Below are 20,049 nucleotides of genomic sequence, written 5' to 3' on the forward strand. Positions count from 1 at the left end.
GGATCAGCAGGTCAGGTGAGGCGGTGGGGCACAGGGGGCGGGCTCATCGGGCGGCGGGTTCACAGGCGGCGGGCCGCCCGGAAGCCACGGGCGTAGAAGTCGGTGCCGTCCAGCAGCGAGCGGCCCGACAGGTCGCCCAGCGTGGGGCCGTTGGCGGCGGAGCGGCTGGAGTAGAAGCGGTGCCGGCCCTGGTCGTCGAGGCCCATGTACATGCCGCAGTGGTCGATGAAGTTCGGCCGGTCCTTGATGATGGCGAAGAAGACCAGATCCCCGGGTTGCAGGGCGCCCAGGTCGGTGGGCTGCTCGCCGTTGTCCGGGATCACCAGGCGGCCGGGGCCGTAGGCGGCGATGGCGAAGGCGCGGCGCGGCAGTCCGGGGCCCCGGGTGTTGGTGTTGTGCAGGGGGACGCCCATGCGGTAGCCCCACACCAGACGCTGGAAGCCGGAACAGTCGACGTCGCCGTAGCGGGCCCGCTCCGGCTGCACGCGCGTGCCGTCCGGGAAGGTCCAGTCAATGCCCAGATAGTCGTAGAAGTCGGACTGTTCGTCGTGGTAGGCGAAGTCCAGCGGGTTGTTGACCTTGGCATTGCGCGGGCCGAAGTGGGCGGTGCCCGCGTAGCGCACCCCGGCCGCGTTGTGCTTGTCGGGCGCTCCGGCGCTCGAGTACTCGAACGCCACCGCGAAGACGTCCGGGCTGGTGTCGCCGAGCGCCTTGCGGAACCAGCCCTTGAACCAGGCGGACTTCTCCATGCCCTGCTGCCACTCGTGCGGCAGCACTCGCACCCAGGCGTCCGTGGTCACCGTGGCCTCGGTGGTCCGCGGCTCGCCGAAGGTGCGGTTGGGGCCGGTGAGTACGGCCGTACGGGCGCCGTCGGTGAACGTGGCGAGCGTGCCGCCGTCGGCGGCGCGCACCACGGTGCGGTCGGGAGCGGACAGCCGCTCGAAGGTGTGGGGCCCGGTGAGCCGGGCGCTCGGGGTGGTGCCCGTGCCGTCGGTGGCCGTACCGCCGAGGTCGTCGCCGCCGCCGCGGTCGTGCCCGAGGTGGTCCCAGGCGTATCCGCCCGCCGCCCCGGCGGCCGCCACGCCCGCGATCGTCCAGAGCACGGCGCGGCGCGTCGGGCGACTGCGTGTGCCGGTGGGTTCGGAGTGCATGGCCGATCCTTTGGAAGTGCGAGGTGAGAGTGCGGTGGACAGGTCAGCTGGTGGGCAGCAGGCCGATCAGCAGACCGGAGACCAGCACCACGTACGTGGCCAGCGTCACCGCCGTGGTCGAGATCAGTGTGGCCGCCATCGGCTGGCGGACCATCTGGTAGGAGACCAGGCCGGGGACGATGAAACCGAGGGTCTGTGACGTGTACAGCAGCGGGAACTCGTGGCTGAGCGCGAGCATCACGGTGGTCTGCATCAGGACCGCGCACAGCACCACGGCGGCGAACAGCCGCTTGCCGTAGAGAATCACCGTGCGCTGCACCAGCTTTGTCATGAAGTACGTGAGCGCCGCCACACCGACCATCAGGGCGGCCATCTGCACGTCGGTGATGAGCGTGAGGGCGATCCACCCGGGGGTGATCATCCCCCCGGGGGAGAGATTGGTCGTCAGGTAGCAGACGAGCGAGAAGATCAGCCCGAGGGCGATCCCGAGCGCGGCGGTCTGTGCGGTGAGGTGGGCGGGGATCACGGGTTCCTCGTGGACTGGGACGGATCGTAGGAGTGGTGCGGGGCGCCTTGCGTACTCTCGCCGGCGGGCCGGCCCTGGCGGGCGGCGAACCGGCGGGCGAGTTCGCGCTGCTCCGGGATGTGGAAGCCGTACGCCGGTGTCTCCAGCGGTGCGACCCAGCTGTACGGCTCCGGCTCGGGCGGCCGGGCCACCGCGATCCGCGGCCGGGGCACCGCGATCTGCATGGTTTCCTGGTCCAGGCCGTCACCGTCGGGAACGGCGTCGAGCGGGTCCTCGGAGTCGTCCAGCGGCAGTTCGGCGAGGCATTCCAGGAACAGCTCGCCCTGGCCGTGGATGTTGCCGATCGCCACCAGCGAGGAGGCCGGGCCGAGCTCCGCGAGCATCGCCGCGGTCAGTTCCGCGGGGTCCCGGCGGTCGCCACCGAGATCCACCACCCGCCCGGTGAAGCCGGACGGAATCGCATCGCGGGCACTCTTGGTCGGATGGCCGATCAGGAACACGGTCTCGGCGGCCAGGTCGGGGACGATCGCGCCCATCTGGCCGTTGCGTTCCACCCGGTCCGGGCGGCAGTTGATGACCACGTTGAGCGGCCGTCTGATCGCGCCCAGATCCTCCAGCTGCTTGACGTTCATCAGCGTCGACTCGGGATCGTTGGCCGCGAAGACGTTGGCGAACCGCAGCCGTTTGCCCTCCGGGGTGACGTAGCGCTCCACCGACAGCACGCCCGGGTCGGGCGGTGCGTCCCACATGCCCTGCATCGCGGTCTGCCGGTCCACGCCGAGCAGTTCGGCGACGGTGAGCGCGATCGCCACGTTCTCCTTGAAGGTGAACCAGCTGAAGCCGCGCAGCTCCTCGTCGGTGACCGTCTCGGGGTCGGCGTAGACCAGCTTGCAGTTTCGGGCGTCGGCCTCCTCCTGCAGGATGTGGAAGCGGTCCTTCTCCGCCGTCACGCACACCCCGCCCACGGGCATCGAGCGGGAGAGCGAGCGGGCGACGTCGTCCAGCGTCGGCCCCATCTCCTCCAGATGGTCCTCGCGGACATTGCACAGCACGCCGATCGTGGAACGGATCAGCTTCTCCTGGTTGATCTCCTGCAGCGCGGGCATCACCGCCATGCACTCGATCACCAGCGCGTCCGGCCGGTAGGTCGCCGCCCGCCGCACGATGCCGATCTGCTCGACGATGTTGGACAGCCCGAACTTGCGGTACACCGGCTCCTCGGTGGCATCCGGATGGATGAACCGGGCCGCGGTGCCGGTGGTCTTGGCCACCGTGACCAGGCCGCCGCCGCGCAGTGCCCCCGCGCACAGCCGGGTGATCGAACTCTTGCCGCGGATACCGTTGACCAGCACCCGCGTCGGTATCTGCTCCAGCGAGGCGAAGTGCCGCTGCTGCTCCAGGATTCCGGCGATCCACAGCGCGGCGCAGCACAGCAGGACTATGACATAGAGGAAGAGCACGCCGATTCCGTCCTTCTACCGCTGGAGGGTCTGCTCGCGCAGGGACCGGGAGGGCCTGGCGGTATGGCCGGACCTGGCTGCGCGGTCGCGTTCCGCCAGGGCCTGGCGCATCAGCTCCAGGCTGCGGGTGACCGAGCCGACCTCGTCGTGGTTGACCGGGTGCAGCACGGTGCGGCGGTCTCCGCCGGCGAGCCGCTCGACGAGCACGGCGACCGCGCGCAGCGGCCGGATCACCACGACATGCAGCCAGCCAAGGCAGGCCGCGCCCAGGGTGAGAGCCAGGATCCCGGCGAGCATGGTGCGCTGCTCGGCCTGCACCGCTGGGATCTGGAGCGCCGCCGCGGGCTCCGCGGTCACCACGTGCCAGCCGAGGCGGGCCGTCGGGCCGCTCTGGGCCAGCGGCGCCGCCGCGTCGACCGAAGCGCCGGAGGATGTGCGGAGCGCCGCCGAGGTCGCGGTGCCCGCGGCCCCCGGGGCGCCCTGGGTGGCGCGGGCAAGACGGGTCAGGCCGGAGTCGGGCAGCGACTGGAAGGCGCGGTAGCCCACGCTCGCCGCCAGCACCTTGTTCTCGTCGTTCGTCACCCAGACGCTGCCCAGCTTCGGCCTGGGCAGAACGGAGTTGAGCGCCTTGACGTCGATCTCGCCGAACAGGACCACCCCGGCCGCCGGGGCCTTGCCCTTGACGGCGCGGACCTGGGCGTAGGCGGCGATCGCCGGGATCCGGCCCGAGGTGTTGACGGTGGTGATCCCGCCGCCGTCGGGCACGTGGACGAGGGTGCGCAGCGGTGTGTCGCCCACCCTCAGCGTGATGCCGCCCGAGCGGTCCAGGAGATACAGCGAGCGGTACTGCTTGTGGTCGGCGAGGGTGTGCCGCAGAACCTCGGTCTGGGCGGCGCGGTTCCGGCCCGGCAGGCCGGCCGCCACGTCGCTCAGGTCGGTGTACGACTGGTCGAGGGACTGCCGGATCCGGTTCGCCGCGACCTGGGTGCGCGCCTGCTGGTCGGCGAGGACCGGAACCGGAACCGCGGTCGCGGTGTCCGCCCGGTTCAGCATGAAGATCATCGGCACCGCCCAGCAGGCCACCACCACCACGCCGACCACGGCCAGCGCCCGGTAGCCCGGCCCGCGCCGGGCCGGCAGCTCCTGCGGGCCGCTCTCGCCGAGCAGTTGCAGGCGCAGTGACTCCAGTGCCCGCCCGATCCGGGCCAGTTCCCCGAAGCCGTGCACCGGAACCGGCCGGAACAGCTCCTCGAACGCGCCCGGTCCGTCCTCGGTCGCGCCCCGGGCCAGGCGCCCGGCGGACAGATACAGCCGTAGCAGCGGCCGCTGCACGAAGAAGTGCAGCACCAGCCCGAGCAGCAGCGCGAGCCCGGCCAGCGCCCCCGCGGCCTCGAGCGCGAAGCGCGAGTAGTCGGCGGCGGCGGTCGTGGTGGGCACCGCGCGCGAGGTGAGCACCACCAGACCGAGGTTGTCGGTGTCGCCCGGACCGGTCGCCGAGGCGACCTGGGCCCAGCCGGCCACCGTGCGCCGGGAGCCCGTGGCGGCGCCCAGCATGCTTCCCGAGGCGTCGGTGTCACGCCCCGACCCGTTCGCGGCGCGGGCCGCCGCCGCGGGCAGACCGCTGTCGGTGACGGCCGGCGACGCCGCGCCGTCGGACGTGGCGGCGAGCGCCGTGCCGCGCGCGTCCAGCACCTCGGCGCTGCGTCCGTCGCCGTACGTCGTGAGGGCGGGGAGCGTCTCGCAGACCACCAGCAGCCACTGCCGGTCGGGCCGGCTCGGGACCTGGAACTGGTCCTGGTTTGCGTCCTCCTGCAGCGCGGGCAGCGTGACCCGGGCGAAGTAGAGCAGTTGCCGCGTGCCGCCCGAGGTCACCAGCCGGGGCGGGATCGCCCCGTGCCCGGACGCCGCTCGGACGACGTCCACCCCGGCCAGCGGCACCGGCCTGCCGCCGGCCGCCAGCAGTTTGCCGGTGCGCGGGTCGAGCAGCGCCTTGCCGAGGACCGCCTTCCTGGCGGAGGTCAGCGCTTGGAGCGCGGTCGTGGGCGTGGATGCGCTCGTCGCCGGATACGCGTTGGCCGTACGGCGTACGGTGCTCGCCTCGACGTCGATCGCGGTGCGCACCGACTGCGCGGTGTCCGCGGCGATCTGCTGCTCGCCGTTCAGCACGGCCTGCGGCACCCGCTCGGCGTGTACGCCGCCGAGGCCGATCACAGTCAGGGCGGCGACCACCAGCAGGAGTACGACGAGTGCGGCTATAGGCGGGCGCACCCCGCCAAGGATCGGCATATCGGCGCGGCGGCGGAGGCGATGCCGGCGCGGCGCCTGGGCGGCGGAGGGCAGGGCAGGGGATCCTTCCTCAACTGGCGCCGAGCGCCGTAACGTTCGATAGAGCGAACACTCTAGCCTCCTGCGATTACATAATCATCACACTTTCGTCCCTGTGTCGTACGCGTTAACCGGGCTACTGGGCGACGGCCGACGCATGCGGCCCCCGACACGCCGAGGGGCGGTCGCAACCCCGGCTGCGTTGCCCGGCGCGTCCTGATCCGCGCACCGGCGGGCCGGGGCCTGGCCGGTGTCACGAGCCGACGAAATCGTGACGGCCCACGGGCACCCCGGAAGCGATGTGCACGGGGCGAGTGCCAAGGCCCAGGAGTTCCCAGGCACGGCGGGAACATCCGATGCGGCCGGCGCTGTTGCACCGGCCGAGGAACTGACGCCGCGCGGGCGGGGAGCAGAGGGGCGAAGAGCTCGCCCGCCCCGACGGGATCCAGGCCCGGGGTCCGCGCTACGCCCGGTCGCCCGATATCGGGGCGACCACTTGTACGCCTGGCGCAGACTCGGACCGAGGCCTTTTCACTACAGGAGGACTGTTACATGAATGACCGGCCCTTGACGCTCATGGCGGTGCACGCCCACCCCGACGATGAGGCCACTGGAACGGGAGGTGTCCTCGCGCGGTACGCGGCGGAGGGTATTCGCACGGTCCTCGTGACGTGCACCGACGGCAGTTGCGGTGACGGGCCGGGGGGTGTCAAGCCGGGCGATCCCGGGCACGATCCGGCAGCCGTCGCCTTGATGCGGCGGCAAGAACTCGAGTCCAGCTGCGGCATCCTGAAGGTCAGTCATCTGGAAACGCTGGACTACGCCGACTCCGGGATGATGGGCTGGCCGACCAACGAAGCCCCGGGATCCTTCTGGCAGACACCTGTGGAGGAGGGCGCTGCCCGACTCGCGGAACTCATGCGCCGCTACCAACCCGATGTGGTCGTCACCTACGACGAGAACGGCTTCTACGGCCACCCCGACCACATCCAGGCAAACCGGATCACGATGAGGGCGCTGGCCATGACCGCGCAGACTCCGAAGGTGTACTGGACGACGGCGCCTCGCTCGATGATGCAGCGGTTCGGGGAGGTCATGCGCGAGTTCGGTGCGGACTGGCAGGAGCCGGATCCCGCCGAGGCCGCCGCGATGGCCGAGATCGGCCTCCCCGACGCGGAGATCACCACATGGGTGGACACCAGCGCGTTCGGCGGTCAGAAGTTCGATGCGCTGGCCGCGCACGCCAGCCAGGGCGAGAACATCTTCTTCCTCAAGATGGGCCAGAAGAATTTCACCGAACTGATGGGCGTCGAGACCTTCGTACGTGTCCAGGACACCACCGGCGCTGCCGTGCCCGAGAACGACCTCTTCGCCGGACTGCGCTGATCCGCAGGGCAGGAGATCCTCGCTGTCCCGGACCGAGGCAAGCAACACCGGCTCTGCGACAGGTGAGGGCCGGTGCGCCGTCCGGTGTACCTGTGGTCGCGACGCGGGCGCTTGGCCTCTGCTGGGTGACCTCAGTGCCGTAGCTCCTCAGTATCCGCACGGCCCGGCTCTGCTGTCCGCTCTTCCCGCTGCGCCGAGATACGCAGTTCACTCGGCCGGAAGCCGGCGGCGGCGATCTCCGCCTGCGCCCGCGCCGCGAGATGTTCCGCGCCGCACCTCCCCGCCAGGTCGGCACCCTCGAAGAGCAGTTCCGCCGCCTGATCGGCACGGCCGCAGCGTCTGAGGCCGATGGCGAAGTCGACCAGTGCCTCGGCGTACAGGTACTGATTCGGGGACTTGCGGAGCGTCTCCACCGCGCGCTCCAGCAGCGCCATGGTGTCCCCGTCCTCGGACACCGCCGCGCTGAAGCGCAATGCCTCACCTTTGGCGGTGGGCGTGCCGTAACGCTCCGCTCGGCGCAGTGTCTGCGCTGCGAGGGCGCGGGCGCTTGCGGGGTCCTCCGGGGCGAGGGCGAGGGCGAGGTGTCCCGCCCAGGGACACCAGGTCGGATTGAGTATGCCTTTGGCCTCCAGCCGTTCCCCGGCGGCGGTGAGTTGGGCGATGGCTTCCCTGCGCCGGCCACGGACGAGCAGCAGGCGCCCGTACAGCGTCTGGGGGTCCGGGAAGACCACCGCGTTGGGGTAAGGGGGCGCGAAGTCGTGCGTCTCGGCGACGTTCAGGGCTTCCTCGAAGTGGCCGCGGGACAGCAGGACGTCGAGCAGCAGACCGACGGCGTACCACTTGGCGGGCAACCTGGGTCCGACGCGGTCCGCCAGCCGGACTGCCTCACGCGCGCAGCGCTCGGCCTCGACGAGGAGTCCGCGCCGGAAGTGGACCAGCCCGAGGAGGCTGAAGCCGAAGGACAGGTGGGCTCCGCTCCATCCGACCTGCTGGCACTCGGCGATGGCGGAGCTGAACAGCTCCTCCGCGCGGTCGCACTCGTCGGCGTACATGTATCCGAGGGCGGTGATGCTGGGCAGCTCGAAGCCCCAGTCGGGGTCGGTGTAGCTGAGCCCCACGGCGCGTGTGGCGACGGCCAGCGCGTGTTCGGCGGGCTCGCTGCGCAGCGTGGCATCCCAGGTGCGCAGGCACAACAAGGCCTTCTCTCCCGGGTTCTGCCCGGACAGATGCTCGGCGAGCCGCGCGAGCCGACGGGAACGGACAGGCGCCTGTACCTCCCGCGCGTCGAAGACCCGCCACAGGTGGTGTGCGGCCTGCAGGCGCAGCCGCGCCCCGGATGTCCGTGCGTGGGCGGCCTCGGCCCCCACCACAGCGGCTGCTTCGCCGAGCTGGTCGTTGTGGGCGAGAGCCTGGGCCAAGCGGAAAGTGGCGTCCTCTCTGAGCGTGGGGTCGAGGTCGGGAAGCTCCAAGGCCGCCGAGAGGTGGTTGACTGTGGTGGCCGGGGAGGTGAGCAGGGCAGAGCAGCCGAGCTCGTAGAGCACGGCCGCACGTTCCTCGGGCGGGGGCGGTTCGCGCAGCGCACGCTCCAGGCAGCGGCGAGCGGCGTCCGGAGCACCTTGGCGAAGGTTCTCCCGCGCGGCCGCGCGCAGTTGCTCCACGGTCTGCGGGTCGTTGCCCGGATGAGTCTCCAGCAGGTGCCGGGCGGCGACGGTGATGTTCAGGCCCGCGTCGGTCACCGCGCTGGCGGCCTGCCCGTGTATGGCGGTCCGCATCGCCGGCGGGATGGCCCGGTACACCGCGGTGGCGATGAGGGGGTGGACGAACTCGAGCGTCCTGGTGCCGGTCAGGATGCGAGCGACTCGCAAGGTGTCCGTGGCGTCCTGAGCCTCGGCCGGTGGCAGCCCGGCCACCGAAGCCGCCAGTTCGGGAGAGATCTCGGTACCGAGTACGGCCGCCGCCCAGGCGAGCCGCACGGCCCGGTTGCCGAGCCTCTCCAGTCGCTTGACCAGCCCGGTGCCACGAGACGACGCACCGAGGTCTCGCAGCAGATGAGCCGACTCCTCGGAGGGGGTCAGGCCTCGGTCCTGGATCTTGGCGACGAGTTCGACGGTCTCGTAGGGGTTGCCGCCGGTGACGGCCCAGCACTCGCGGCAGAAGGGATCGTCCGCGTCCGGCCCGAGGACGCCGCGGACCAGCCTCGCGACCGACTCAGGGCTGAGAGCGCGCAGGCTGATCGGGTGTGACCCGCGCCCGCCGACGAGTTCACGGAACGCCGCGGCCTCCGCCGGAAGTTCGTCCGGGCGGTACCCCAGGACGATCAGGACGGGAAGGTCCTGCACGCGCACGGCGAACGTGGCCAGCCAGGTGAGGGACTCCGCGTCACCCCAGTGAGCATCGTCGACGACCGTGATGATCGGCGCCCTGCGCACGGCGAGCTGTGTGAGGACCCAGTCCAGACCGTCCCGGACGCCCTGTGGATCCGGCACGGCGGTGCCGGCCTGCTGAGCGAAGAGGCCGACGGCCGGCCCCGCGATCTCATACCAGCCCCCGAAGATCTCGCGACGCTCGGCCTCGGTGCAGGAGGCCAGGACGGGTTGCAGCAACTGCCGGACGACGTGGAAAGGAACCGTATGCTCCTGCTCGCTGCCGCGCGCGGACAGAACCGTGCACCCGCGGGCGGCGGCCATGCCTCGGATCTCGGCCAGCAAAGTCGTCTTGCCCAGTCCGGCGGCGCCGCTCAGGAACAACAGCCCGCCACGTGGACCACCGCTGTCCGCCGGGCGGTTGCAGAGCGCCTCCACTGCCTCCCGCGCGGCGGCCACCTCGTGGTCACGCTCGTACAGGGGCGTTCCGGCCCGGCTGGGGCCTACCGAACCGACTCGCCTCACGCTGCGCTCCTGCTCCGGCACGCTGTTCCCCTCGCTTCCCAGCCTGTTGGTCAGCCTAGCGAGGTGGGGCGATGCGCCATGGAAATATGCGGGAACCGTGTAGGCAGTCTTTCCAGCAGGGAGCCGCAGTGGTAGGCGGTGAGCGCGGTCGCGAGGCATTCGGGGCGAGTCGCAATCCTGACGCGCCACCTACTCGACGACCACGACCGTCCGCGACAGAACGGCTCGGTGCGGGTTCTCGGCCCCGCGGTGAAGCTGCCGACGTGCACCCAACGCGTTTCACACGTACCAGGCGTGAGGCCATGGTTCATCTCGCACCTGGTCGGACTTCTGGGACGACAACACCCGCGGTGCCGGGCACCGCCCCTGGATGCCGGCACCCGGGAATCACGAGAACGAGCTCGGTAACGGTCCCATCGGTTACGAGGCGTTCCAGACCTATCTCGCGACTCCCCGGCAGCCCGGCCAGACGGATGTAACCCGCGGCTCCGCTCCCTTCGTCCGGGGCCGCGTGCCTCCGCGCGAATGAAGCGGAGTTGTCCGCTTGGCTGCCACGATGCGGCCGTCAGCGAATGACCTCGAAGACAGTAAGGTCCGGACGGCGTCGAGCTCAGGCCGGGAAGCCGTAGCCGTAGCCTTGAGCGTCCAGCTGATTGAGGAGACGGGCGAGCGCCTGCACGGTCTGCGAACGGTCGCCGCCGCCGTCGTGCATCAAGATGATCGCGCCGGGTCGCAAGTCCTGGTTGACGTTGCGCAGGATGCCGTCCACACCCGGGCGTCGCCAGTCGTTGGCGTCGTCGCTCCAGCCAAGCGGCTGCAGGCGGTTGGCGCCGGCTATCCCCCGGATCGTCGGGTTCCAGTCGCCGCCGGGTGCCCGGTAGTACATCAGCTTCACGCCGCTTCCCGCGGCGTCGGTTATCTCGCGCTTGGCGTCGACGATCTCGTGGATGTTGTACTCGACCGACTTGCGGGTCTGCTGCTCGTCATGATGGACCGAGTGGTCGCACAGCCGGTCCCCGTCCGCGATGATCGCCTTGGTCAGGTACGGGTAGCGCTGGGCGAGCGGCCCGAGTTCGCAGAAGGTGGCCTTCGCGTGGTGCTGAGCGAGGAGCGCGAGCACCTGCGGGGTCCACCGCGGGTCTGGGCCGTCGTCGAAGGTGAGCGCTACGGACTTGCCGCTGCCCTCCACCCCGTAGCCGACCAGCGCGTCGGAGCCCGCCGGGGCGCTCGGCAGCTGCCCGAAGGCATTCGCCGAGCCGGATTGCGAAGCCTGCCCGGACGGCACCGCGGCGGAGCCGCCATTGCGGCCGGAGTGCGTTCCTCCTGCCGCGCGGTCGGATGCCGACGCGGACGGGGAAGCGTACGAGGGCGACGGCGCCTGGGACGGCGAGTGCGGCCTGGAAGAAGAGGGCGTCGTCGAGGGAGTCAGGCTGCTGGGCGAGCTCTGGGGTGTGTGCCCGCCTGCGTGCTGCCCGCCTGCGTGCTGCCCGCCTGCGTGCTGCCCGCCTGCGTGCTGCCCGCCTGCGTGCTGCGCGTCTGCGTGCTGCGCACCTGCGTGCTGCCCGCACGCCGTGAGCACGCCTCCCGCGATCGCCGCGGTGAGGACGGTTGCCGTTGCCACTTTGATTCTGGCCAACGCCACAGATTTACCTCCGTCGGCACCACTCGGTGCTCAAATCGGTGCCTGGTACTGGTCACGTCGAGGCAGGGCTGAGCACATGCGCGCTGCCGGTCGACGGCACGGCGGCATCCATACTCAGGTCCGCTGGTGATTTACGTCCCTGGGCGTCCGTGCCCCGGGGGTTACCGGTCGCTCCAAGTGCTCCGGGGGTCGGTCAGGCGGCGGGCTCCGTCGCCCGGCCGCGGATCCCCCGGCTCTCGACGGAGATGGCCGGTACATCCGGTTTAAGCCTTGATGTCCGACCACAGTAAGGGAGGTCGGTCGCTTTGCTTAATAATTCCAATCTGTGATGAATGTCGCATTGATTCTGAGATGAAAGGAACCGAGCCGAAAACAAAGCCGCCGGCGTCGAATCGGACCACGCAAAGTCAAGGATCGTAACATTCTGTGATGGCCCGATCGGATCTGTGGTGACTGGTGCAGGTGTCTCAGGAGTGAACAGGCGCCCCAGGGGGCCCTGCGCTCCGCGCGACGGGTACTCGTCGCCGGTGCGGGCGGCGGCTTCGATGTCTACGCCGCACTGCCCCTGGCGCTCGCACCGCGATCGGCCGGTACCGAGGTCCACCTGGCCGACTTGTTCCTTCTGCGATCTCCATGGCCTCGGGCCGGGCCACTGGGTGGCGGAGGACGTTGCCGCCGTCCGCCCGGACACCCCGTTGCGGGGTGACTATTTCCCGGAGCGGTCGTGTACGCCTTCCCCCCGCACGGGCGTCGAACCCCTCCGGTCCGCCTACCGGGCGCTGGCCGAACATCTGGGCGGCGTGGACGTGGGCGTGCTGGTGGATGGCGGGACGGACATCCTGATGCGGGGGGACGAGCACGGGCTCGGCACTCCGGAAGAGGGCATGGCGAGCTTGGCCGCTGTCGCGGACCTCGACGACGTTCAGCACCGGCTGGTGGCCTGCCTGGGTTCGGGGTGGACGCCTATCACGGTGTCAACCACTCGCTGCTGGAGAACCTGGCCGCACTGGCCCGCGACGGCGGCTACCTCGGCGCCTTCTCCCTCACCCGGGACAGCCCCGAGGGGGGCGCCTACCTCGATGCGGTCGCCCATGCCCAGCGCCTCCACGCCGACCGTCCGAGCATCGTCAATGGGTCCGTTGCCGCCGCAGTGCGCGGTGACTTCGGCGACGTGCGGTTCACCGAACGCACCCGGAACAGCGAGTTGTTCATGAACCCCTTGATGGCCCTGTACTTCTGCGTGGACCTGCCCGCTCTGGCCCGTACCAACCTCTACCACGACCGGTTGGCGGACACCGTCCTGATGCGCCAGATCAGCTCCGCCATAGCCGGCTTCCGTGAGGAGCTGCCCCGCCAGCGGCCGCCGCGGGCGTTCCCTGTCCTTCCGGTGAGCTGCCGACCGGTCGTCGCTGCCGCTGATGAACGGGGCAACCTGGGATGCGGTACCGGCCGCGGCTGACCGAGTCCGGTGGATAGTCAAGACTCCGTCATGTGACATCAGCGGTTTGAGAGGGCGGGAGTTGTCCGACGTAGTGGGGGAGGAAGCAGACGGCGATTTCCCGACGAAGGGCAACTTCGTGATCCCGCAACGCATCGTCCTCGCCTCGGCCGCAGGTCTCGTGTCCGCGTTCCTGCTAGCGGCATGCGGCTCTTCAGACGACAACGCCTCCAGCATGAACTCCGGCAATGCCACACCTGTCGCCACGGCTGCGTCGGATCCCGCGAGCTCCGCACCGGCCACCTCCGCACCTGCGGACAGCGGCGACTCCGGCAGTGGGCACATGGCCACGACCACCATGCTGATGGCCAAGGCGGTGAAGGGGATGGGCAGTGTGGTCACCGACGACAAGGGGATGACGCTCTACCGCTACGACAAGGACCAGGCGACTCCCTCCAAGTGGACGTGTGCCGGTGAGTGCACGAAGACGTGGATGCCCGTCATGGTGCAGGGCTCCGTACGGACCATGGGTGTGAAGAACAGCCTGCTCGGCACGGTTCACCGCAACGGCATGAAACAGGTCACCCTCGGCGGCTGGCCGCTGTACCGGTACATGGGCGACACCAAGGCCGGGCAGATGAACGGCCAGGGCAAGGGCATGCAGTGGTACGCCGTCACCCCGACCGGCCAGAAGTCCACCATGACGGGCTGACTGGCAATCCCGGCCTGGGCCGGCTGCGCAACCGCCAGGGCCCCCAGCCGCCACCGCGACGGCCGCGTGGTCGGCGGCGCTTGAACCACTCAGCCGGAGGCCACGTACCGGTCACTGTGGACGCATCGCGCAGTGACCATCGAGCCGTAGGGGCGTGCGGCAGACGGTGTCCGGAAGAAGGGTTGAACGATTTCAGTGCACTCGAGTCGTCCGGTCAGCAGTGCTCTCGACTCAGCCGCCCCAGCCGGCCAGGAGAAGAGGGCGAGCGGAGCGCATGTCCGTCGGCAAGTGCTCGGCCTGGACGGCCTCCGCGGCCTGGCGGCACTGTATGTGGTTCTGTTCCACTGCTGGTTGTACACCTTCCCGGGCTACCCCCACAGTTCGGCGCCTCCGTGGCTGGCCGGACTGATGTTCGGGCGCCTCGCCGTCGTCTTCTTTCTGGTGCTGTCCGGCTTCTCCCTGGCAATCTCCCCGGCACACCACGGTTGGCGGTCGGACGGCGTCACCCGATTCCTGCGCCGACGCGCCTGGCGCATCCTGCCTCCCTACTGGGCAGCACTGGCCATGAGTCTGGTCATTTCGTGGCTCGTGGTACCGGCATCGCACTTCGGGCCACCTACCGGTGCCTCAATCCTTGTGTACGGCACCGTCGCACAGGACATGGTCACCGCCCCGACACCCAACGGCGCATTCTGGTCGATCGGGGTGGAGGCCGAACTCTATCTCCTCTTTCCTCTTCTCCTGTTCGTTCGGCGGCGGTGGGGCGCGATCGTCCTCGTCGTGTGTGTGACGCTTCCGGTCATCGTCCGTGGGCTGACGGCGACTGACGCATCCCCCGTGGAGGGCGACAACTGGCTCGCTCCGCAGCTCGCTCCCGTGTTCGTCGCAGGAGTGGTAGGCGCGGGAGTCGTCGCTGCGTCGGACAGAGTTCAACGCCTGCCATGGGGATGCTTTGCCGCCCTGGCCGCCTTGCCTGTCCTGGCTCTCGGCTTCATCCAGGGTTCTGTTTGGACGGTGAACCACTACTTCTGGATAGACCTCGCCATCTCTCCCGCCATGACGATGCTGCTTGCCGCGGTTGCCACCGGCAGATCCGCCATCCTTGTACGGCTCCTGACGGCGCGACCCGTTCGCAGCCTCGGTGGCTTCTCCTACAGTCTCTACCTGATCCATCTTCCGATCGTCATGGCCGTGATTCGCCGAACAGCCCCGCATTTTGTGTCGTCCCGACTTTCCGTGTTCGGGTTCACTCTTGTCCTGGGTCTGCCGGTTGCGGTATTTGGGGCGTGGCTGTTTTCCCGGTTCTTCGAGATGCCGTTCAAGCGCAACAGATCCTGGAAATCCGTGATCGCGCTCGGCGCGAGGAGATCCTTGATCCTGCACACACGAGACACTGGTGTCGAGTCGCAGTCGAAGACCACCGCTTGATCAGAACGCCGGGCGACAGGCGGACACCGCCGGCCGGTGAGCGAAGCCCCGCCTTGGCCCGCGTGGTCCGCGCTGTGGTCAGGTGCGGGACGGGCTGCGGATGCATAACTGTGAAGTTGCTGGTACGCGTCCGGTACAACCGGCGCGGCACCTGCGGCGTCATGAGTGTCACACGGCGAATGAGCCGCTTTGCGCAGCAGAAGGGCAACCTCGATGTCATCCTCACTCACGCTCCGGCGAGTATTCCCGGCCACCGCGCTCACCTGCGTCGCGGTGCTCGCCACCGGCTGCAGCGCAGGCTCGTCCACCTCCTCCTCCGTCGGTACCGCTGCAGTGACGGCTTCTGGAGCGTCGGCCACGACGGCGCCGGCCACGACGGCGCCGGCCACGAAGGCGCCGGCCGCGACAACGCCGGCCGCGGCCGACACGGCTCGGTCCAACGGTACGGTCACCAGCGCCCAGGCGCCGTCAGCCGGGACGACGCACAAGCACACCGCTGCCTGCGCCACCCGTGATCTGCACGCCAGACCAGGTATCAGCCAAGGTACGGCCGGCAGCGTCTACCAGGTGATCGACTTCACCAACATCTCCCAGACCACCTGCACCCTGTACGGCTACCCCGGGGTGTCGCTCGCCGGCGGCAGCCCCGTGCGCCAGATCGGCCCGGCCGCCACACGGAACACCACGGCCCCTCGCGCGCTGGTGACGTTGGCACCGGGGGCCACGGGCAACGCGCTGCTGCGGATCACAGACGCCGGCAACTACCCCACGACGCAGTGCCACCCGACGGGCGCCCAGTACCTGCAGGTCTACCCGCCGGGACAGACGACTCCGAGCTACGTCGCCTACAACTCGACGGCCTGCGCCGGGACGGTCGGCCTCCTGAGCGTCAGTGCGGTCCAGGCGGGCTCGGGAAGTACGTCGTAGCACGCCGCGGTGCCGTGGGCGCGACCCTTTGCCACTCCAGGTCGTCCAGCAGGCCGATGTCTCGGTGCACCAGGGACTCCGGGCGGCGTGCCCGGTGGGCGAACACCTCGAACTGGTCCAGCCGGGAGGTGCGTTCCGCACCGACCGCACCGGCGGCGGCAGTTCCGACGCATCGATGCCGATGTAATGTCGGGCGTCATGACGCACTGGCAACCGTTGAGCGCCGTGTCGAAGACGGCGCTGGCCGTGGCCCGGGTCCGGGCTCACGAGAGCGAAGCCGGTAACGCCTTGTTCGACGATCCGTACGCCGCGGCCTTCCTGGCCGCCTCGGGAGAGCCTTTGCGACCGCGGCAACGTGTCGGTCCGCTGGCGGCCGCGCTGAAGTTCCAGACGGTGATCCGGACTCGCTTCTACGACGACCAGCTCCTCCAGTCCGGCTGCGATCAGGTGGTTCTGCTCGCAGCCGGACTGGACACCCGCGCCTACCGGCTCCCCTGGCCGGCTGGGACCCGCTTGTACGAGCTCGACCTGCCGCCGGTCCTCGAGTTCAAGCACCGCGTGCTGGCAACGGAGTCCGCGGACCCACGCTGCGACCGCACCGCCGTGCCCGCGGACCTGCTGAGCACCACCTGGGCCGACCGGCTGGTCGATGCCGGCTTCGACCCCGACCGACCGACCGCCTGGCTCGTGGAGGGCCTGCTCGTCTACCTCACCGCCGACGAGGCGGCCGCGCTGCTGCGCACCGTCGGCGAACTGTCGGCACCCGCGAGCCGACTGGCCCTGGAGCGAGGACGCAGCGGACAAACCGTTCTCGACGACCCCTCCCTCGCCCACATCACCTCGCTGTGGAAGGGCGGCCTGGGCGCCGGCACCGCCGAGTGGCTCGACGACCACTGCTGGAGCACGGAGGCCCATCCACTCGACACCGTCGCGGCGCACTACGGCCGGCCGACAGCCAACCCTTCCGGCACCGGCTTCATCACTGCCGTGCGCACACCAGGTCGACATGGAGGAAGTAGCAGGCGCTGATGCCATCGGCCGGTGCACCGCGAGGAACTGACGCCACGTCGGCCCGCTGCGCCGACGATCAGGGTGACCGCCATCCGGTCCATCCGGTCTAATCTTCAGTCCGGTACCAGTACGTGTAGGTGTCGTCGCCGTTGTCGATGCACCACCAATGCCGGTACGCCAACCCATAGGCATACCCGTAGGCATAGCAGAGGGATTCCGATGAAAAAGTCGGCCCCTCAACCCAAGTCATAGGCAAGCGGGAGGCAGTTGGACGCGTCTGGGTGATGTGGTGGCTGACGGCAGGAGGCGATCCCGACAGTTCGGTGGCCACGGCGGTGGGCGTGACCAGGGCTGAGGCCGCGACTGCCGCCGCAACTGCCGGGACGATGAGTCTGCGCATGATGTCACTCCCTCGGATCACGAGGGTCTTCTGCCGCGTTCTGGGAATGTTTGCAGCGCGCCATGTGCATAATGCGGGTTGGCGCGGCAAGTCAGCGACGACACCCGGTGTTCACTGGGCTGCGCTCTGCGCACATCGTGCCGCAGATGAGCGGCGGCACGTACTCGATCTCTCTTTTCGACGCTAGTTCTCGTCGGCGGAGGCCGCAACCCGGCCTCGTGTTTCGGGCGCGGACCGTACCGCTTCGGAATAGTCGCACAGCAGGCCAGGCCAGACCAGGCCGCCTCGGGCCTTGCGATCTCCGTACTGGACCATACGAATGATTCACCGGCGCCGCAGGGTGAACGGTGGCCCTGTGTGCCCCGAGTCGAGGGCCGACAGCCGCTCGCGATCATACGTTGACTCGTGTGTCGCTGAGCTATGCCTTTGTGAACCTGAAGCCCGGGGTGGGAAAGACGACCAGCGCAGTCTGGTTGGCCCACGCACTGTACGAGTCGGGTATCCCACCGCTACTGGTCGACAGTGACCCCGCTTCCTCCGCGCTGCGCTGGAGCGAATTGGCAGGTGGCTTCCCGTTTCCTGTGGTCGCTCTGCCAGTGGGCGATGTGCACCGGCGCGTGAACGACTTCTTGGGCGACCGGCGGGCCGTCGTGTTCGACGCTCCGCAGCTGGAGGACCACGCGCACATCGCCCGCAGCATCATGAGGTACGCGAGCGAATGGATCGTGCCGGTGACCCCAGCACCCATCGAGCTGGATCGGATGGCGCCCATCGGTGGCGAGATGGGCGACGTACAGTCCTTGCGCGTCCAGCCGGCCCGTGCCGCCGTTCTGCTGAACCGAACGAATCGGGCCGACGCCACGCGTACGGGTCCCGACGCCGACGCCCGCGAAGCTCTCACCGAGCGGGGGTTCGACGTGTTGTCCACACACATTCCGCGGCTCGACTTGTACGCCCAGTCATTCGGAAGTCCGGTGCAGGTCAAAGGCACGGCGTACATGAACCTCGCAGACGAACTCATCAAGCGACAGGACAAGGCATGAATCAGCGCAAGGACACCTACCGAGCCGCATTGCAGCGCGGACCGGACGCCGTCGCACCGCGTCCCGTCAAGGTCACTCAGCTGCACACCCGATACGTGCGGGTGACCATCGAGCTCGACACCGGCTTGCCGCGTGACCTCGTCCAATGGGCAGGGTCATCGGTGTCCGCGATGGTGCGGGCCGGCGCCGCTGCTCTGCGACCCCTGAGAAGCGCCCAGTAAGCGGGCGATCTCGTTGGATGGCGGAGGCCCGGGAGTCCTCGCCAGGCTCGGCTGCCCTCGCCGCGACTCCCCGCTGTGGAGAGCGGCCCTACCACTTCCGCCACTTGTCGGTGAGCTGGTACCGGTCCAGACCGTGGCGGGCGGTCAGTGCAACGACATCGACGCCGTGCTCAGCGAGCGACGCGTCGATGCAGTCGCACAGCTCCTCGCGCTCGTCGGTTTCAGGCGCACTCGGGGCACAGGGTGCCGACGGCAAGCTCTTCGGCTTCCTCGGCTGTGCCCTGCCGCCAACTCGTGGGCGGTCTCTCAGCCGTGGGCAGGACCTTACCGGCCTGTACTGAGAGCTGACCCTGCCGACGCGCCGGCCTGCAGACGGGCGGGTCGCCTTCGCAGGAGGCCGCACCACACGTACCCTTCGGGGACCACGGCGTCAGATAGCGGGCGCCAAACACTGGAGGCAATACCTCGTGCTGATTGCTCAGCGTCCGTCACTGACCGAAGAGGTCGTCGACGAGTTCCGCTCCCGGTTCGTGATCGAGCCGCTGGAGCCGGGCTTCGGCTACACCCTCGGCAACTCCCTCCGCCGTACCCTCCTGTCGTCGATCCCCGGCTCTGCTGTCACCAGCATCCGCATCGACGGCGTCCTGCACGAGTTCACCACCGTGCCGGGCGTCAAGGAGGACGTCACCGACCTGATCCTCAACATCAAGCAGCTGGTCGTCTCCTCGGAGCACGACGAGCCGGTCGTGATGTACCTGCGCAAGCAGGGCCCGGGTCTGGTCACCGCCGCCGACATCGCGCCCCCGGCCGGTGTCGAGGTGCACAACCCCGACCTCGTCCTCGCCACGCTCAACGGCAAGGGCAAGCTGGAGATGGAGCTGACGGTCGAGCGCGGCCGCGGCTATGTCTCCGCCGTGCAGAACAAGCAGGTGGGCCAGGAGATCGGGCGTATCCCGGTCGACTCGATCTACTCGCCGGTGCTCAAGGTCACGTACAAGGTCGAGGCCACGCGTGTCGAGCAGCGCACCGACTTCGACAAGCTGATCGTCGACGTCGAGACCAAGCAGGCGATGCGTCCGCGTGACGCCATGGCGTCGGCCGGTAAGACCCTGGTCGAGCTGTTCGGTCTCGCCCGCGAGCTGAACATCGACGCCGAGGGCATCGACATGGGCCCGTCCCCCACGGACGCCGCCCTGGCCGCCGACCTCGCGCTGCCGATCGAGGAGCTGGAGCTCACGGTCCGCTCCTACAACTGCCTCAAGCGTGAGGGCGTCCACTCGGTGGGCGAGCTCCTGGCCCGCTCGGAGGCCGACCTGCTGGACATCCGCAACTTCGGTGCGAAGTCCATCGACGAGGTCAAGGCGAAGCTGGCCGGCCTGGGCCTGGCCCTCAAGGACAGCCCGCCCGGATTCGACCCGACCGCCGCTGCATTCGATGCGGACGACAACGGGAACACGGGTTTCATGGAGACCGAGCAGTACTGAACCTTGC

Annotated in this window: 15 protein-coding genes and 1 pseudogene; 8 read left to right on the forward strand and 8 right to left on the reverse strand. The window is 69.4% G+C overall.

Features of this window, described 5'->3' with window-relative positions; genetic code table 11:
• Positions 1-59 precede the first annotated feature (59 nt).
• The 4 genes from ACZ5NH_RS05605 to ACZ5NH_RS05620 are packed head-to-tail and all read right to left on the reverse strand — an operon-like array spanning position 60 to position 5,405.
• The gene (locus ACZ5NH_RS05605; protein WP_468773113.1) at positions 60-1,151 is read right to left on the reverse strand and encodes an NlpC/P60 family protein; all 1,092 of its coding nucleotides are present in this window, start codon (positions 1,149-1,151) and stop codon (positions 60-62) included.
• 43 nt (positions 1,152-1,194) lie between these two features.
• Positions 1,195-1,677: a poly-gamma-glutamate biosynthesis protein PgsC/CapC gene (locus ACZ5NH_RS05610; RefSeq protein WP_388627160.1), complete on the reverse strand. Its 483-nt coding sequence runs from the start codon at positions 1,675-1,677 to the stop codon at positions 1,195-1,197.
• A complete protein-coding gene (pgsB, locus tag ACZ5NH_RS05615) occupies positions 1,674-3,137 on the reverse strand; it encodes a poly-gamma-glutamate synthase PgsB (RefSeq protein ID WP_388627158.1) in 1,464 nt (487 codons plus the stop codon). The genes ACZ5NH_RS05610 and pgsB overlap by 4 nt, the downstream gene beginning before the upstream one ends.
• A gap of 15 nt (positions 3,138-3,152) precedes the next feature.
• On the reverse strand, positions 3,153-5,405 hold the full coding sequence (locus ACZ5NH_RS05620) for a HAMP domain-containing protein (protein WP_468773114.1): 2,253 nt from the start codon (positions 5,403-5,405) through the stop codon (positions 3,153-3,155).
• 609 nt (positions 5,406-6,014) lie between these two features.
• Between ACZ5NH_RS05620 and ACZ5NH_RS05625 the strand changes: the two genes are divergently transcribed.
• Complete coding sequence (locus tag ACZ5NH_RS05625; RefSeq protein ID WP_388627155.1) at positions 6,015-6,848, forward strand: PIG-L family deacetylase; 834 nt, start codon at positions 6,015-6,017, stop codon at positions 6,846-6,848.
• Between the two features lie 131 nt (positions 6,849-6,979).
• Here the strand turns inward: ACZ5NH_RS05625 and ACZ5NH_RS05630 are convergent, their stop codons facing one another.
• Both ACZ5NH_RS05630 and ACZ5NH_RS05635 read right to left on the reverse strand, forming a co-directional pair.
• A complete protein-coding gene (locus tag ACZ5NH_RS05630; protein WP_468773115.1) occupies positions 6,980-9,736 on the reverse strand; it encodes an ATP-binding protein in 2,757 nt (918 codons plus the stop codon).
• Positions 9,737-10,346: 610 nt separating this feature from the next.
• Complete coding sequence (locus tag ACZ5NH_RS05635; protein ID WP_468773116.1) at positions 10,347-11,021, reverse strand: polysaccharide deacetylase family protein; 675 nt, start codon at positions 11,019-11,021, stop codon at positions 10,347-10,349.
• An 853-nt stretch (positions 11,022-11,874) separates the two neighbouring features.
• Here ACZ5NH_RS05635 and ACZ5NH_RS05640 point away from each other — a divergent pair.
• The 5 genes and pseudogenes from ACZ5NH_RS05640 to ACZ5NH_RS05660 form a co-directional block, all read left to right on the forward strand.
• Positions 11,875-12,759, forward strand: a pseudogene (locus tag ACZ5NH_RS05640) (DUF1152 domain-containing protein); the annotation flags it as partial.
• A 151-nt stretch (positions 12,760-12,910) separates the two neighbouring features.
• Positions 12,911-13,528, forward strand: a complete 618-nt coding sequence (locus ACZ5NH_RS05645) for a hypothetical protein (RefSeq protein ID WP_468773117.1) — start codon at positions 12,911-12,913, stop codon at positions 13,526-13,528.
• Between the two features lie 288 nt (positions 13,529-13,816).
• On the forward strand, positions 13,817-14,956 hold the full coding sequence (locus ACZ5NH_RS05650) for an acyltransferase family protein (protein WP_468773118.1): 1,140 nt from the start codon (positions 13,817-13,819) through the stop codon (positions 14,954-14,956).
• Between the two features lie 213 nt (positions 14,957-15,169).
• Positions 15,170-15,883 (forward strand): DUF4232 domain-containing protein, encoded by a 714-nt coding sequence (locus ACZ5NH_RS05655; RefSeq protein ID WP_468773119.1) that lies wholly within the window; start codon positions 15,170-15,172, stop codon positions 15,881-15,883.
• 198 nt (positions 15,884-16,081) lie between these two features.
• On the forward strand, positions 16,082-16,912 hold the full coding sequence (locus ACZ5NH_RS05660; protein ID WP_468773120.1) for an SAM-dependent methyltransferase: 831 nt from the start codon (positions 16,082-16,084) through the stop codon (positions 16,910-16,912).
• Between the two features lie 88 nt (positions 16,913-17,000).
• Here the strand turns inward: ACZ5NH_RS05660 and ACZ5NH_RS05665 are convergent, their stop codons facing one another.
• Complete coding sequence (locus tag ACZ5NH_RS05665; protein ID WP_468773121.1) at positions 17,001-17,294, reverse strand: hypothetical protein; 294 nt, start codon at positions 17,292-17,294, stop codon at positions 17,001-17,003.
• Positions 17,295-17,701: 407 nt separating this feature from the next.
• Between ACZ5NH_RS05665 and ACZ5NH_RS05670 the strand changes: the two genes are divergently transcribed.
• Positions 17,702-18,337, forward strand: a complete 636-nt coding sequence (locus ACZ5NH_RS05670) for a nucleotide-binding protein (protein ID WP_451553662.1) — start codon at positions 17,702-17,704, stop codon at positions 18,335-18,337.
• Between the two features lie 309 nt (positions 18,338-18,646).
• On the opposite strand, the gene ACZ5NH_RS05675 is transcribed toward ACZ5NH_RS05670, so the two are convergent.
• Positions 18,647-18,814 carry a hypothetical protein gene (locus ACZ5NH_RS05675; RefSeq protein ID WP_468773122.1) on the reverse strand — a complete coding sequence of 56 codons (168 nt, stop codon included), beginning with the start codon at positions 18,812-18,814 and terminating at the stop codon, positions 18,647-18,649.
• Positions 18,815-19,025: 211 nt separating this feature from the next.
• Here ACZ5NH_RS05675 and ACZ5NH_RS05680 point away from each other — a divergent pair, with 211 nt between their 5' ends.
• Positions 19,026-20,042, forward strand: coding sequence for a DNA-directed RNA polymerase subunit alpha (locus tag ACZ5NH_RS05680; protein ID WP_388627139.1), 1,017 nt, complete (start codon positions 19,026-19,028; stop codon positions 20,040-20,042).
• Positions 20,043-20,049: the final 7 nt, after the last annotated feature.

It is taken from the genome of Streptomyces sp. NPDC031426, from assembly GCF_055581585.1.